At 73.3% G+C, this 14,355-nt stretch carries 10 protein-coding genes and 1 pseudogene; 5 read left to right on the plus strand and 6 right to left on the minus strand.

The genetic code is table 11. The annotated features are described in order from the left end of the window. Window positions 1-2,299 (plus strand): pullulanase-type alpha-1,6-glucosidase (gene pulA / locus ABFX54_RS19965; RefSeq protein ID WP_346106844.1); only part of this gene is annotated, 2,299 nt, incomplete at its 5' end. A gap of 126 nt (window positions 2,300-2,425) precedes the next feature. Next, window positions 2,426-3,067 (plus strand): hypothetical protein, encoded by a 642-nt coding sequence (locus ABFX54_RS19970; RefSeq protein WP_346106845.1) that lies wholly within the window; start codon window positions 2,426-2,428, stop codon window positions 3,065-3,067. Between the two features lie 27 nt (window positions 3,068-3,094). Here ABFX54_RS19970 and ABFX54_RS19975 read toward each other — a convergent pair whose 3' ends face one another. Genes ABFX54_RS19975 through ABFX54_RS19990 form a run of 4 tightly spaced genes read right to left on the minus strand, consistent with a single transcriptional unit; the run spans window position 3,095 to window position 7,787 of the window. Next, entirely contained in the window at window positions 3,095-4,297 is a 1,203-nt protein-coding gene (locus tag ABFX54_RS19975; RefSeq protein ID WP_346106846.1) for a DegT/DnrJ/EryC1/StrS family aminotransferase, read from the minus strand. After that, complete coding sequence (locus ABFX54_RS19980; RefSeq protein ID WP_346106847.1) at window positions 4,294-5,031, minus strand: amidohydrolase family protein; 738 nt, start codon at window positions 5,029-5,031, stop codon at window positions 4,294-4,296. Before ABFX54_RS19980 ends, ABFX54_RS19975 begins: the two co-directional genes overlap by 4 nt. After that, window positions 5,031-5,714, minus strand: a complete 684-nt coding sequence (locus tag ABFX54_RS19985) for an amidohydrolase family protein (protein WP_346106848.1) — start codon at window positions 5,712-5,714, stop codon at window positions 5,031-5,033. The genes ABFX54_RS19980 and ABFX54_RS19985 overlap by 1 nt, the downstream gene beginning before the upstream one ends. 9 nt (window positions 5,715-5,723) lie before the next feature. Then, entirely contained in the window at window positions 5,724-7,787 is a 2,064-nt protein-coding gene (locus ABFX54_RS19990) for an outer membrane protein assembly factor BamB family protein (protein WP_346106850.1), read from the minus strand. Between the two features lie 79 nt (window positions 7,788-7,866). Between ABFX54_RS19990 and ABFX54_RS19995 the strand changes: the two genes are divergently transcribed. From ABFX54_RS19995 to ABFX54_RS20005, 3 genes are read left to right on the plus strand one after another with little or no spacing between them, the layout of a single operon-like run. Then, complete coding sequence (locus ABFX54_RS19995) at window positions 7,867-8,622, plus strand: amidohydrolase family protein (RefSeq protein ID WP_346106851.1); 756 nt, start codon at window positions 7,867-7,869, stop codon at window positions 8,620-8,622. Next, window positions 8,619-9,347: an amidohydrolase family protein gene (locus ABFX54_RS20000; protein ID WP_346106853.1), complete on the plus strand. Its 729-nt coding sequence runs from the start codon at window positions 8,619-8,621 to the stop codon at window positions 9,345-9,347. The genes ABFX54_RS19995 and ABFX54_RS20000 overlap by 4 nt, the downstream gene beginning before the upstream one ends. 45 nt (window positions 9,348-9,392) lie before the next feature. Continuing rightward, window positions 9,393-11,345 carry a ligand-binding sensor domain-containing protein gene (locus ABFX54_RS20005; RefSeq protein WP_346106855.1) on the plus strand — a complete coding sequence of 651 codons (1,953 nt, stop codon included), beginning with the start codon at window positions 9,393-9,395 and terminating at the stop codon, window positions 11,343-11,345. Here ABFX54_RS20005 and ABFX54_RS20010 read toward each other — a convergent pair. Continuing rightward, window positions 11,342-13,576, minus strand: coding sequence for an NACHT domain-containing protein (locus tag ABFX54_RS20010; RefSeq protein ID WP_346106856.1), 2,235 nt, complete (start codon window positions 13,574-13,576; stop codon window positions 11,342-11,344). The genes ABFX54_RS20005 and ABFX54_RS20010 overlap by 4 nt on opposite strands. Window positions 13,577-13,730: 154 nt before the next feature. Continuing rightward, window positions 13,731-14,355 (minus strand): annotated as a pseudogene (locus tag ABFX54_RS20015) (dihydrodipicolinate synthase family protein); the annotation flags it as partial.

The following is a 14,355-nucleotide window of genomic DNA, read 5'->3' on the forward strand; positions in this document are numbered from 1 at the left end:
CTCGGCCGGCGGCCCGCCCGGCGCCTGGTCCGGCGGCCCGTCCGGCGGCTCGTCCGCCGGCTCGTCCGGCGACCCGTTGGGCGGCTCGTCCGGCGACCCGTTGGGCGACGAGCCCGGTGGCGCGTCGGGCGGCGCCGCCGTGAGGCTGGCCGTGTGGGCGCCGACCGCGCGGAAGGTCGAGCTGGCGCTGCACGGCCCAGGGCCGGGCGGCGTGCAGCCGATGCGGCGCGACGACGAGAGCGGCGTGTGGTCGGTCCAGGGGCCTCCGTCGTGGCTCGGCCGCGAGTACACGTACCTGGTCACCGTGTACTCCCCCGAGGCCGGTGCGGTCGTGACGAACGAGGTCACCGACCCGTACGGGCTCGCGGTCACCCCGGACGGCGGGCGCAGCCGGCTGGTGGACCTGGACGCCGCCGCGCTCAAGCCGCCCGGCTGGGACGAGCTGGTCAAACCGCCCCCGGTCCCGCAGCACCGGGCCTCGATCTACGAGCTGCACGTACGCGACTTCTCCGCCTCCGACACCACCGTGCCACCGGACCTGCGCGGCACGTACGCGGCCTTCGCGGACGACCGCTGCCGGGAGAGCGCCGGGATGCGGGAGTTGCGCGCGCTGGCCCGTGACGGGCTGACGCACGTGCAACTGCTGCCCGTGTTCGACTTCGCCACCGTCCCCGAGCGCAAGGAGGACAGGACCGAGCCCGCCTGCGACCTCGCCGCGCTGCCGCCCGACTCCGAGGCGCAGCAGGAGTGCGTCGCGCGCACGGCCGCGACGGACTCCTTCAACTGGGGGTACGACCCGCTGCACTACATGGCGCCCGAGGGCTCGTACGCGACGAACCCGGACGAGCGGACCAGAGAGCTGCGCGCCATGGTCGCCGGGCTCAACCGGGCCGGGCTGCGCGTGGTCATGGACGTGGTCTACAACCACGCCCACTCCACCGGCGTGCTCGACCCGATCGTGCCCGGTTACTACCACCGTCTGCTGGACGACGGTGCCGTGGCCACCTCCACCTGCTGCGCGAACACCGCGCCCGAGCACGCCATGATGGGCCGGCTCGTGGTGGACTCGATCGTCACGTGGGCCACGCACTACAAGATCGACGGCTTCCGCTTCGACCTCATGGGCCACCATCCGAAGGCGAACCTGGTCGCCGTCCGCCGCGCGCTCGACGCGCTGACGCCCGCGAAGGACGGCGTCGACGGCAGGTCGATCCTCCTGTACGGCGAGGGCTGGGACTTCGGCGAGGTGGCCGGCGGCGCCAGGTTCGAGCAGGCCACGCAGGGCAACCTGGCCGGGACCGGGATCGGCACGTTCACCGACCGGCTGCGGGACGCGGTGCGCGGCGGCGGCCCCTTCGACTCCGACCCGCGCGTGCAGGGCTTCGGGTCCGGGCTGGCCGGCGACCCCAACGGCGCCCCGGCCAACGGCACGCCCGGCGAGCGGCGGGCGCGGCTGGCGTACTACGCCGACCTGATCAGGGTGGGACTGACCGGCAACCTGGCCGGCCACCTGCTGCCTTCGGGCTCGGAGGTCGGCTACCACGGCTCGCCCGCCGGGTACACCGCCGCGCCGGGGGAGGCGGTGACGTACGTGGACGCGCACGACAACGAGACGCTGTTCGACGCGCTGGCGTACAAGCTGCCGCAGGCGACGCCGATGGCCGACCGGGTGCGCATGCAGGTGCTGTCGCTGGCCACGGTGCTGCTGTCGCAGGGGGCGGCGTTCGTGCACGCGGGCTCGGAGCGGCTGCGCTCGAAGTCGTTCGACCGCGACTCCTACGGCTCGGGCGACTGGTTCAACCGGCTGCTGTGGGACTGCGAGCAGGGCAACGGCTTCGGCGCGGGCCTGCCGCCCCGGGCCGCCAACGAGGCCGCCTGGCCCTACGCCAGGCCGCTGCTGGCCGACCCCTCGCTGCGCCCCGGCTGCGCCGACATCGCCGCCGCCCGGGCCCGGTTCGGCGAGCTGCTGCGGATCAGGGCGTCGTCGCCGGCGTTCGCGCTGGGGTCGGCGGAGGAGGTGGGGCGGCGGATGACCTTCCCCGGCTCGGCGGAGGGGGTGATCGCCATGCACGTGGACACCTCGGGGCTCGATCCGCGCTGGGCCTCGGTCACGACCGTCTTCAACGCCACCCCGTCGGCCCAGCAGCAGCCGTTGCCGCAGGTCGCGGGGCGGGAGGTGGCGCTGCATCCCGTACAGGCCGCCTCCGGCGACCCCGTGGTGCGGGAGTCGGCGTTCGATCCCGCCACCGGCACGCTGACGGTTCCCGGGCGGACGGTCGCGGTGTTCGTGAGTGCCTGAGTGTGATCCTGCGGGGTAGTGGGAACGTTCAGGACATCACTGGCATTGCGCGGCACGACGGCGCAGACTGTAAAAACGGCGATCGCGTGGAGCAGTGGAGCACCCGTGGACAATCACCTTGATCACATGCCGGTTCTTTCCCGCGGCAGGCATCGCAACCCGAAGCGCGGCGCCTGCTTCATGGAGCTGGCCTCCTACCTGGCCGGTGAGCGGTGGAGCGACCATCCGGCCTGCACCCATCCGTTGCTGGCCGCGCTCGCCCGCCTGGTCAACGACAACACCGGCGACGAGAGCCGGGCCAAGCTCGTCCATCTCGTCCCGTCCATCATCGGCCTGAACAGCGACGACCTGCGCGTGGACGCGCACATCGCGCTGCGCTGCGCCACCACGGCCCTGCCGGTCGCGGCGGCCGAACGCCAGCTCGCGCTGGCGGTGTCGGTGCTGGCGGCCGAGGAGATGCTGGCCAGGCTCGACGGCGCGCCGCCAGGACGGCTGAGCGAGCGCAGCAGGCGGGCCATGGAAGAGGTCCCGCACGCGGCCGAGCAGGCCCGGCGCTTCAGCAGGGCCGCGCGGATCACGGAGAAGGGCTTCCGCAGGTACGCGGCCCCGAACGCGGTGCAGCTGGCCGTGGTGGGGATCGTGCAGGCGTGCATCCCCGACCCGGACGCGCTGCTGCGTACGCTGCTGGAGGAGACGATCGCCGAGTGCGACGCCTTGATCCGCACCGAACAGGCCACCACCGCCCCCGCCACCCCGGCGAAGGTCTGACCCGGCCGGCGGGGCCGGTCGCGCGGGTCAGGCGGTGAGGACCTTGGCCAGGGCCGCGGCGACGCAGGCGGCTCCGGCGGGCTGGTCGTCCATGAGCATGGACTGGCGGATCCAGACCGGCTCGCGGGCGGCGGCCTCGGCGGCCGGACAGGGCTCCGGCCTGGCGCCGGCCACGGTCAGCGCCGTCATGGTGCCGAGCGGCGGGTAGCCGCCGTCGAGCGGCACCCCTTCGGCCGCCATGGCCTCCAGCAGGAACGCCCGGTCGACGGGCACGTGCAGGCGGAGCATCAGCAGGTGCCGCGAGTCCCGTGTGGTCCCCGGCGGCCGCGGAACCACCGTCACGGGCCCCCGGCCCGGCTCTCCCGCGCCGTCGTAGCCCGGGGGTGCGGGGATGGCGGTCAGTTCGCGGTCGAGCGCGGCGCAGAACGCGTTCCTGCGGCCGATCTCCGCGTCGAGCCGGTCCAGCCAGGGCAGCAGGAGCGCGGCCTGGATCTCGGTCAGCCGCAGGTTCCAGCCGACCGACGGATGCCCGTACCAGGCGCCGCCGGGGTCGCGGCCGAGGTTGCAGACCGACCAGACGGCGTCGTGCACCGCCCGGTCCCGGCAGACGATCAGGCCGCCCTCCCCCGCCGTCATCGCCTTGCTCGCCTGGAAGCTGTAGACGCCCGCGTCGCCGAGCCCGCCGACCGGGCGGTCCCGGTAGGTGGCGCCGTGCGCCTGGGCGGCGTCCTCGACCACGGCCAGCCCGTGCCGGGCGGCGAGCTCGGTCAGTGGGTCCATGTCGGCCGGGCTGCCCGCGAGGTGCACCGGCATGATCGCGGCGGTGCGCGGGGTGAGCGCCGCCCGTACGGTGTGCGCCGGCAGGTGCAGGTCGTCCGCGTCCACGTCGGCGATCACCGGGGTGGCCCCCGCGAGCAGGACGGCGGTGGCCGAGGCGACGAACGTGTACGCCGGGACGATCACCTCGTCGCCCGGCCCGATCCCGAGGCCGCGCAGCGCGGCGAACAGGCCGAGCGTGGCGTTGCCGACGGTCACGGCGTGTTCGGCGCCCGAGCGGCGGGCGAACGCGGCGGCCAGCTCCGCGCACGCGGACCCGCCCTGCGTGGCGCCCCACAGACCGCTCTCCAGCACGGCCGTGACCCGTTCCCGCTGGGCGTCGTCGAGCGGCGGCGGCCAGGCCGGCCAGGGGCGGGTACGGACGGGAGCTCCGCCGTGCAGGGCGAGCGTCATGTGCGTGGTCCTTGTCTGTGCGAACCGGGCCGCAGCAGGCGGGCGAGGTTGCCGCCCTGGATGAGGGCGCGGTCGGCGTCGGTGAGGGGGGCCAGGGCGACGCGGCCGAAGCCGATCCGCAGGTCGAGGAAGCAGGCGTCGGAGCCGTAGATCACCCGGTCGGCGCCGATCAGCCCGGCCAGGCGGGCGATCCAGCGTCCGGTCATCTTGGAGCCGCAGATCTCCAGGAAGAGGTTCGGGTACGGGCCCGCCAGCTCGGCCGCCCTGGCGAAGCCGTTCGGCCAGAGCCCGGCGTGGCCGAGCAGCAGCGGCACGTGCGGATGCCGCCCGGCCACGGTGACGAACTGGGCGGGGTCGCTCCACGGGGAGCCGGTCTGGCCGTGGGCGAGCACCGGCAGCCCCAGCTCCCAGACGGGGTCGTAGCGGCGGTCGTCGAGCCGGCATTCGTGCACGTCCGGATGGATCTTCACGCCCCAGACGCCCTCGTCGGCGAGGTGGTTGCGCTGGTGCGGGTTGTAGACCTGCCAGACGCCGATCCGGCCGGGATGCCGCTCGGCGGCGGCGAACGCCAGCCGGTTGCCCTCCTCGGCGTCCGGGCCGACGGCTAGCAGGTGACTGATGCCGATCGCGTCGATGCCAAGGCGGTCCAGCAGGGACACCATGCCGTCGGCGGACGGGTCGGGAATGAGGAAGTCGGGCCACGGCCCGAGGTGACCGTGCGCGTCGAGGATCATCACAGGTCTCCTTGCCCGAGCAGGCTGCCGCCCGAGGCGATCAGGTCGATGTCGGCCTGCGGGAGTTCGAGGTGGTCGAGCAAGAAGCGGGGCCCGCAGTCGTCCATGACCGGAGCCCCGGTGCCGAACACCAGCCGCTCCGCGCCGTAGTTCGCGGCCAGCCATTCGACGCCGCGCTGCGTGTTGACGGTGCCGATCTCCAGCCACAGGTTGGGGATCTCGGCCATGAGCTCGCCGATCGCGCGCAGCCGCCGGTAGCCGGGGCCGAGCAGCAGGACGCGCAGCCCTGGCAGCCGGCGGGCGAGGGTGAGGAGCTCTCCAGGCGAGGTCTCGTCGAGTTCGATCGCCGCTACGACGCCGAGGTCCGCCAGCCGGCGCAGGGCGGTGGGGCCGGTGAGCTCGTACCGGTGGCGGGCCGGGCAGAGGCGCACCATCGGCACGTCCCAGTCCTGGGCGGGCGCGAACGCCTCGGGGAGCAGGACGGGCACCGGGACGAGCCGGGGGTCGCGCAGGCCGAGCAGCGCCTCGTTGCCCGCGTGGACGTCGGAGTAGAGGCTGAGCGTGTGGGTGACGCAGGCGCGGTGGATGCCCAGCCGGTCCATCTCCTGCCCCGGGTCGCGGGGCAGGTCGTCGAAGGGGACGGGCCCGATGAGCCGGTGGGCGTCCAGCACGAATTTCGGCACAGACCGAAATTAGCCTTGCGGCGGAGTGATGGTCAAGAGCGGGCAGCGCGGGTTCAGGTCCACCCGGGCCAGCTGCCGGCCGCTCATGGTCCACGCCTTCCACGAGCCGGGTTCGAAGTGCAGTTGGGGGTTGGTGTACCAGTCGTCGCCGAGACCGGTGGCCAGGTGCCTGGCGGGGCCGAGCGGGCCGGTGCCGGGCTCGTCCGTGCCCAGCTCGTACGCGTTGCCGCCGCCGAAGAACGTGGCGGCGAACACCCTGCCGCGATGCACCGTCAGCTCGCCGTACCCGGACAGGGTGCCCCGCTGCCCGACCGTCCCGGTGGCGAGGTCCATGGCGATCCAGGTGCCGGAGTCACGCTTGTAGACCCCGTACAGCAGGCCCCCGTGCACCTTGACGTCCTGGAACGTGCGCATGCCCGGGACCGGGTCCACCTGCCAGCGCACGGTGCGGGTGCGCAGGTCGAAGGCCGCGACGGAGGCCGACGTCTTGACCGGCGGGGTCCCGCCGCCGCCGAGCACGTCGCCGCCCAGGTAGACGACGCCCGCGCGGGAGTCGAGCGACAGGCTCATGAGGCTCTGATCGGGGATGACGCCCGGATAGGAGTCGATCGCGCCGGTGCCGGGGTCGATGATCGACAGGGCGCCCTCCAGCCTGGCGCCCAGCGGGGCGGAGGCGACCAGCAGTTTACGGGTCACCGGGTCGTACTCGATGTCCCACGGGCGCTGCTGGTCGTGGCCCAGGCGGGCCAGCGGGCGGACCTCGTCGGTGCGCAGGTCGATGGAGACGACCTGGCCGCTGGGGTAGAGGGCGGCGTAGATCTTGTTCCCGTGGCGTACCAGGTCCTTGGGCTCGCCGGGGACGCGGAACCTCCGCTGCTCGCCCGTACGCAGGTCGCGTACGTCCATGAAGAAGTGCCCGCCGACGTAGACGGCGCGGCCGGGCACCAGCAGCATGCTCTGCGGGCGCTCGGCGCCCGCCGGCAGGCCCGCCTCGATCAGGTCGGTGAACGCGGACACGCCGGTGCGCAGGTCGAGCGACCACATGCCGCCGCTGCCGGAGAAGCCGACGAGGGTGTCGTCGCCGGTGAGCACGATCCGCCTGGTCTCGTCGTCCTTCGACGGCGGAGCGGCCACCTCGGTGAGGGCGGTGTCACCGGTGCGGTAGCGATGGATCGCGCCGTCAGGGCGGGAGGTGGCGTAGACGGTGCCGTCGGCGGCGACCGTGAGCGCGTCGAGGCTGAGCGGGCCCAAAGGGACGTTCCTGGCGTCGGTGCCGTCCTTGCGCACGTCGATCAGGGTCGACCCGCTGACCGCGAGGACCCGGTCGCCGTGCTCGGCCACCACGCCGATGCCGGTCGTGCCCTGCGCCAGGTCCCTGACCGCGCCCGTGGTCCGGTCGATCGCCACCAGCTTGCCCTTGTCGAGCAGGCCCGCGTAGACGTCGCTCTCGTCGGCCGCGACCGCCCTGACGTAACGTTCGCCGGCGGCGAGGACGCCGAAGTCGCGCACCGCGCCGGTGTCCGGGTCGTACTCCCTGACCCGGCCGTCGGGGTAGGTGCCGGCGTAGAGGGTGCCGTCGGGCGCGGCGGCCAGCGACCAGATGAACCCGCCGTTGCGGCCGAACGAGGCCAGGTGCGTCACCTCGCCGGTGACCGGGTCGAACCGGTACAGGTCGGGGACGGGGTACGTGCCGACGTAGATCTTGCCGCCGGAGACCGCCGTGGCCCAGCCGCCCTCCGGCTCCCCCGTCGCGGGGGCGTCGGGCAGGCGGGCGGTCCTGACGACCTGGCGGGTGGCCAGGTCGATCTCGGCCAGTACGGGCGGTTTCTGGCCGCGGGTGACGACGTACGCCTTGCCGTCGTGGACGGTGGCGCCGACGATCGCGCCGGTCAGCGACGCCGGCCCGAACGTCTCCACCCGCGTCCCCGAACAGGACCGGGACCCGCCGGCGGTGGTGGCCGTTGCGTCGGACGACGTGGGGGGCGTGGGTAAGACCGCTGCCGAGGCCGGGGCCGCCGTGGTGAGGAGCACGGCGGCCAGGGCCGCTGAGAGCGTGAGGGAACCGCGCGGCATGGCCGCACCTCCGCGAGTTGTTGCCCAATTTTGGCCCAGACCGTAATCTGCGGGGCGGGAATAGTCAATGGAGGCGTACGTGACGGCGTTCGACGCTGGTGAACTGGTCGGCGAACTTGAGGTGACGTTCGACGTGGACGTGCTGGTCGGCGCGTATCCCGACCGCGACGGCCCGCCAGGCACCCCGGAATCCGTGCTCGCGACCCTGGCCGGGCACCGTGTGAGGGCGGGCGCGGTGGCGTCGCTGCGGGCCGCCCTGTTCGACGTGCGCTCGGGCAACGACGAGGTCCTGACCCTGCGCGGCACCCCACGAACCGACGGCGCCGGGGCGGCGGATGTGGTTCCGGTCGGGACCGTGGATCTGCGCGACCCGATCGGCGCCGTACGCGAGATCGACCGCCTCGAACCCCTGGGCGTGCGGGCGATCAGGCTGTTCCCCGACGAGCAGGGCGTCGAGGCGGGCTTCCCCTCGGTCCGCCACGTCGCCAAGCGGGCCGCCGCGTCGGGCCTGGTCGTGCTGACCGGCGGTGACGTGCGCAGGTTCTGGCAGCCGTTCTCCGGCCTGGACGCCAAGGTCGTCTTCCTGGACACGCACTTCTACCACCTCGGCGACTTCCTGGTGGCCGCCACCGACGAGCCCGGCTTCCACACCTCGACCCGCCTGCTCAACTCGCCCGACGCGCTGGAGACCGTCCCCGCCGACCGGCTCGTGTTCGGCTCGCGCACCCCCCATTACGAGCCGGTCGTGCCGCTGTTGCGCCTGGCGACCAGCGGCCTGGCGCCGGACGAGATCGCCGCGGTGGCGGGCGGCAACGCGAGGAGGCTGTTCGGATGATCATCGATGTGCACGCCCACTGGGGCCCGTGGTTCTTCACCATGGACGTGGCCGGCGCGAACCTCGCGGCCATGGACCGCTACGGCATCGGCCTGTCGATCGTGTCGGCCACCGAGGCGGTGATCTACGACGCGCCGGCGGGCAACCGGGCCCTGGCGCGATGGCTCGCCACGACCGAGCGCCATCTGGGGTACGTCACGGTCAACCCGCGCAGGCAGGCCGACGCCGAGCGCGACCTGCGCGAACATCTCCCGACCGGTAAGTTCGCCGGCGTCAAGATCCACACCGACTACACGGGGTCGCCCGTCTCCTCGCCCCAGACGCGGGAGGCGCTGGCCATGGTCGCCGAGGCCGGGGTGCCCGCCCTCGTCCACACGTGGGGCGCCACGGTGCTGGACCTGGCCGAAGCCTGTGCGGACACACCCGGCCTGCGGGTCATCGCGGGGCACATGGGCGCCGACGGGTATCCGTACGCGATCGAGGCCGCGAACGCCTGCGACCGGCTCTACCTGGAGCCCTGCTACTCCCACGCCCCTGCGGGCCGCGTCGCCCGGGTCGCGGCGGCGGTCGACCGCACCCGCCTGCTCTTCGGCACCGACTCCACCCTCATCGACCCGGCGTCGGCGTTCGGGGCCGTGGCGGCCGCCGGGCTGGACGCGGAGACGGCCGAACTGGTCGCGTGGCGCAACGCCGTACGACTTTTCGATCTGGACATTACGGCCTAGGCCGTAATAGCGTGCGGCCCAACCCGTCCTGAGGAGTGCCAGCGCATGATCCCCCGCCGCCGTTTCCTCCAGGCCGCGGCCGCCTCCGCGGCCGTGACCTCCCTGCCCGCCCTCACCGCCGCCCCCGCACTGGCCGCCCCCGCACTGGCCGCGGCCCGCGAGCCTGAGGGCACGATCACCGACCTCGGCCCGGCCAGCGTGACCAGCCCGCTGGGCAACGCCGAGTTCGTCGGCGACGTGCTCTACCTCGGCTCGCGCGGTCTGGCGCCCAACGTCGTCGGCGCCTGGGACCTGGGCCAGGACAAGGTCACCGCCCACTTCGACATCCCCTCGGGCGTGGGGATCTGGGCGATGTGCAAGGTCGGCACCGACGTCTACGTGGGCACCCACTCCAGGTCGGACCTGTACAAGATCGACACCCTTACCGGAACCACCACGAAGGTCGCCGAGTACCCCGACCCTTACATCTGGACCATGGCCTCCTCCCCCGACGGCAAGGTCTACCTGGGCACCTCGCAGCCCGGCCGCGTGGTCGAGTACGACCCCGCCACGGGAACCAGCCGCGACCTGGGCCAGCCCGCCCCCGGCGAGGCGTACGTACGCAGCATCCAGGCCGACGACACCCACGTCTACGCGGGCGTCGGCAGCAACGCCCACCTCGTCGCCATCGACAGGAGGACCGGCGACAAGCGCGAGCTGCTGCCCGCCGAGGTGGCCGACCGCGACTGGGTGTCGAGCATGTCGATCAGCGCCACGCACATCGCCGGCGGGATGAACTCCCTGGGCGAGCTGATCGTGCTGGAGAAGGCGGACCCGGCCGCGTACCGGGTGGTCAAGGCCACCGCGCCGGGCGAGAAGTACGTCGTGTCGGTGCTGATCCACGACGGCTGGGTGTACTTCGCCGGGCGGCCGTCCGGCACGTTCTACCGCTACCGCATCGAGGACGGCACGTACGAGGTGCTCGGGGTGCCGTTCCCCGAGGCGCAGACCGTGCGGATCCTGGAGCACGGGGGCCGTATCTACGGCGTCCAGGAGCCGGGCGTCTTCGTCTACGACCCCGCCACCGGCGGCATCGACTACGTGAGCCATGTGCGGAAGGGCTTCAAGGCCGCCCCCGAGGAGCCCATGTCCGTGCACAGCGACGGCGAGCGCGTCTACGTGGGCGGCAAGGGCGGCTGCGACGTCCACGACCTGGCCTCGGGCGCGGTCACCCGGCTGCCGATCCCCGGCGAGCCGAAGACCCTCATGACCGCGAACGGGACCACGTACCTCGGGGTCTACACCCAGGCCGCCCTCTACTCCCACCGCGCGGGCGACGCCGAGGCCGAGCTGCTCCTGCGTACCGGCCACAACCAGGACCGGCCCAAGGACCTGTGCCACGACCGGGCGACCGGCCTGATCGTGATGTCCACCCAGCCGGAGCCCGGCCACCAGAACGGCGCGCTCGACGTCTACGACCCGCGCACGGGACGGCTCGACACGTACCGGCCGATCGTCGAGCGCCAGACGGTGTTCGCGCTGACCGCCCGGCTGGGCACCGTCTACCTGGGCACCAGCACGCAGGAGGGCCTCGGCTCGCCGCCGGTGACGTCCACGGCCCGGCTGGCCGCGTTCGACCTGCGGCGCCGCGAGGTGAGGTGGGAGGTCGAGCCGGTGGCCGGCGCGAGCTCCATCACGAGCCTCAAGCACACGGCGCTCGCCCTGTACGGCATCACCGGCGACGGCGTGCTGTTCGAGTTCGACCCGCGCCGGCGCAAGGTCACCCGCACGCTCAAGGTCTGCGACCGCGGGGGCGACCTGGTGCTGTCGGGGACGAAGGCGTACACGAGCGACGAGGACGCCGTCTACAAGGTCGACCTGATCGCCTTCACCGCCCGCAAGCTCGTGGCGGGGCTGGCGAGCGACTGGTTCGGCGGCGGCTCCCGCATCGCCGCCGACCCGTCCCGTAAGGCCCTGTACGGCCTCAAGGGCCGCAACCTCATCCGCATCGCGATCTAGCCGCCTTGCGGCCGTGGGCTCGCCGTCGCGGCGACGAAGTGCTCGGCCAGGAGCTGGTGCCGGAACCGATAGTCCCTGCCCTCGCTCCTGAGCAGGTCGTGACGGGCGCAGTAGCGCAGGAAACGATGCAGCCGCCAGGGCAGGTGACCCACGGCCACCAGGCAGAGCGTCACCAGCGGGCTGAGGAGGTGGTCCACGCGCCCTGTCTGGAAGGCCACGTACACCCCGGCACACGCGCCCACTCCGACGGACATGAGGTGGAAGACGAGCTCCGAGGGGAGCCAGTGGTGGGTGTCCGCCCCGATGAGGAACACCGCGAGCAGCGCCACCCCCAGCCCGGCGAAGGGCACCCAGCCCACCTCGTCTTCGCTCTCATTGACCCTGTGCCCTTCACCATCCAGCAGGAAAGCGATCCCGAAGCAGACCGAGCCGACCACGGCGAAGAAGCCGAGCGCGCACGCGCCGGAGAACACGTACGGGGCGGGAATCGCCGACAGAACCAGATAACCCATGCCCAGGAAGTAGACCGCGCCCCCCAGAAAGATCGCCGTGATCACGATGCTCTCCCCGGCGCGGCGGAAGAGCACCCACGGCAACGGTTCGGAGCGCCGGCCGGAGCGACGGTCGGCGACCGTCGCGACCACGGCCAGGATCAGGCCCACCACGACGACCGAACCCCCGAAGACCGCCAGTAGCGCCGGCCAGTTCACGGACTTGGGCGGCTCCGGCAGCAGGCCCACCAGTGTGCTCACCGTTTCGGTGACGGTGAGGGCGAGCGCGGACAGGATCGTGCCGAGCACGGCCACCGTCGCGCCGAGACGCGCCGGCCGCACCTGCCCCGATTCCTCACTCCGCCGGCGGCCGATCAGCCACTGCGCCAGCACCATGATCAGCAGGCCGGCCGCGGCCGCGAGCGCGACGACGACTCCGGCGTGCCGCAGCAGAACCGCGGCCCCGGCGAGGGTGACCAGGGCCATCAGCGGCACGGCGAATCGGGAGCTGACGGCGCGCGACACCTCGGCGGGCACCTCGTCACCGACGCTGATGACGCCCGGGCCCCACCGGGACGCCACGACCGGACGACCTGGGGCGGCCAGCCGACCGAGCCATCTCACCACGTCGGCACGTGTGTAGCCGGCCTGGTCGCCGCGCTGGATCGCCTCGTCCACGAACGCGTCCAGCAGCGCGCCTCGCCGCGCCGAGACGGACCCGCCCGCGCCTTCGTCCCGGGCCGACTCGGCCACCGCCGCCACCACGGCCAGCCAGAGCGGGGCGTCGAGCAGATCCCACAGCGTCGGATCCCTGGTCACGGCCTGACGCACGTGCTCGGCCTCCGGTCCGCCCTCCTCCAGCCAGGCGATCACCTTCTCACGGTGCAGCGGCACGATGCGCACCGCACGCTGCAGCGCCAGCAGCTCACCGATCTCGGCGTAGTCGAGATCCCGGCCGCACACGACCATCGGCGGCACGGTGAAGCGGTCCTGGAGGTGGTTGATCCAGCGCAGACAGTCCCGGCGACGGGCAGGCGGCACCTCGTCCAGCCCGTCCAGCAGCAGGACGACCCGGTGCGCGGCCAGGTACTCCACGGCCACCCGGTGGCCCAGCCGGTACTCCTCGGCAAGGATCTTCAGCAGCCAGCGGGTCCCGGCGTCCTGGTCGCCGTCCGCCGCCTGCCGCCGCCAGACCCTGCGGGCGCTCACCGGCGAGAACGAGACGAGGTCGACCACCACGGGAACCGGCTGCGTCTCATCGGCCTCCGCGGCCGTCAGCAGGTGATCGGCCAGGTCGAGGAGCTGCGTCGTCTTGCCCGCTCCCGGTGCGCCGAGCAGCAGCAGCGACCGGCTCGCGTCCTCCCACGCGGTCCACACGCCCTGCGGTGCCGGCACCTGCTCGGCCGCCACGCTCAGCGCGTCCGGCGGACGCACCCGTTCCACGGCCTCCTCCAGGCTGATCCCGACCCGGCCGGCCGGTCGATGCACCAGGCGCGCGTCCAGTGTCGACCGCGCCCTGCCCAGCATCCGTTGCCGGAACCCCGGAGGAAACCGCCCGCCCGCCCTCGTCCCGTGGTCGGCCAGGTACTGCCGCAGGGTCAGCCAGGTCGCCGCCACGCCTAAGACCAGCACGGCCGGCACCGCCCACACCGGCGCGTCGTCGCTCGTCGCGACATTGATCAGTACGGGCAGCGCCACGAGGCCCAGGGCCGCTGAGACGATCACACGTGCTCGTGCCATCGCACACCCCTCGATCCCGCCCGCCACCCGGTGCCAACGACAAGCCGACCCTACTCCGCGCGGTGGCGCCCGACATGAGTACGTCCATCCCGTGTCAGCTCGATACCGGCGGACCTTCGGTCCGACCGTTTCGGGGAACGGCCGGGCAGGGATGTCAGGTGGAGGCCGCCGCCAGGACGCCGGGGCGTTCGGCGTCGGGGAGGCCGGGGCCGTGGGGGTCGAAGGCGTGGGTGGCGGGGATGAGGCCCTCCGCCTCGGCCAGCCAGAGCATGCGCTGCACGTACCCCTCCATGGGGGCCGTGAACGTGGCCGCGGCCAGCCGGTCCAGCCGCGCGGAGGCCCGTTCGAACTCCCGCAGGTCGTCGCCGCGGAAGGCGCGCAGCACGGCGGCCGTCGTCGGCACCGAGGCCGCCGCGATGCCCACCCACGCCCCCTCGGCCCCCCACAGCAGCGAGGGGCCGAACATGCGGTCCTCGCCGGTGATGGCCAGCCGGCCGGCCTCGCGGGTGAGTGCGATCGCCTCCTGGCAGCCCATCGTGTCCGACAGCAGCGCCGTCTTGAGCCCGGCCACGCCCGGATGCCGGACGACCTCGCGCAACATGGCAGGCGGGCACGGCGCGGTGTAGAGGTCGAACGCGATCATCGGCAGCCCGGCCGCCGTCCACACCTCGTCGTGCAGGGCCGCCCGGTCGCCCGGCGACGGGAACACCAGCACTCCCCCGGCCCCCGCCCCGGCCGCCGCCTTGGCCTCCTCGCCCGCCGGGGCCGCGCCGCCGGCG

It is taken from the genome of Nonomuraea maheshkhaliensis, assembly GCF_039529435.1.
Taxonomy (GTDB): domain Bacteria; phylum Actinomycetota; class Actinomycetes; order Streptosporangiales; family Streptosporangiaceae; genus Nonomuraea; species Nonomuraea maheshkhaliensis.

Coding starts and splice junctions, on each gene's coding strand:
- ABFX54_RS19970 (WP_346106845.1), top strand. CDS start 2,426: ATGCCGGTTCTTTCCCGCGGCAGGCATCGCAACCCGAAGCGCGGCGCC.
- ABFX54_RS19975 (WP_346106846.1), bottom strand. CDS start 4,297: ATGACGCTCGCCCTGCACGGCGGAGCTCCCGTCCGTACCCGCCCCTGG.
- ABFX54_RS19980 (WP_346106847.1), bottom strand. CDS start 5,031: ATGATCCTCGACGCGCACGGTCACCTCGGGCCGTGGCCCGACTTCCTC.
- ABFX54_RS19990 (WP_346106850.1), bottom strand. CDS start 7,787: ATGCCGCGCGGTTCCCTCACGCTCTCAGCGGCCCTGGCCGCCGTGCTC.
- ABFX54_RS20000 (WP_346106853.1), top strand. CDS start 8,619: ATGATCATCGATGTGCACGCCCACTGGGGCCCGTGGTTCTTCACCATG.
- ABFX54_RS20005 (WP_346106855.1), top strand. CDS start 9,393: ATGATCCCCCGCCGCCGTTTCCTCCAGGCCGCGGCCGCCTCCGCGGCC.
- ABFX54_RS20010 (WP_346106856.1), bottom strand. CDS start 13,576: ATGGCACGAGCACGTGTGATCGTCTCAGCGGCCCTGGGCCTCGTGGCG.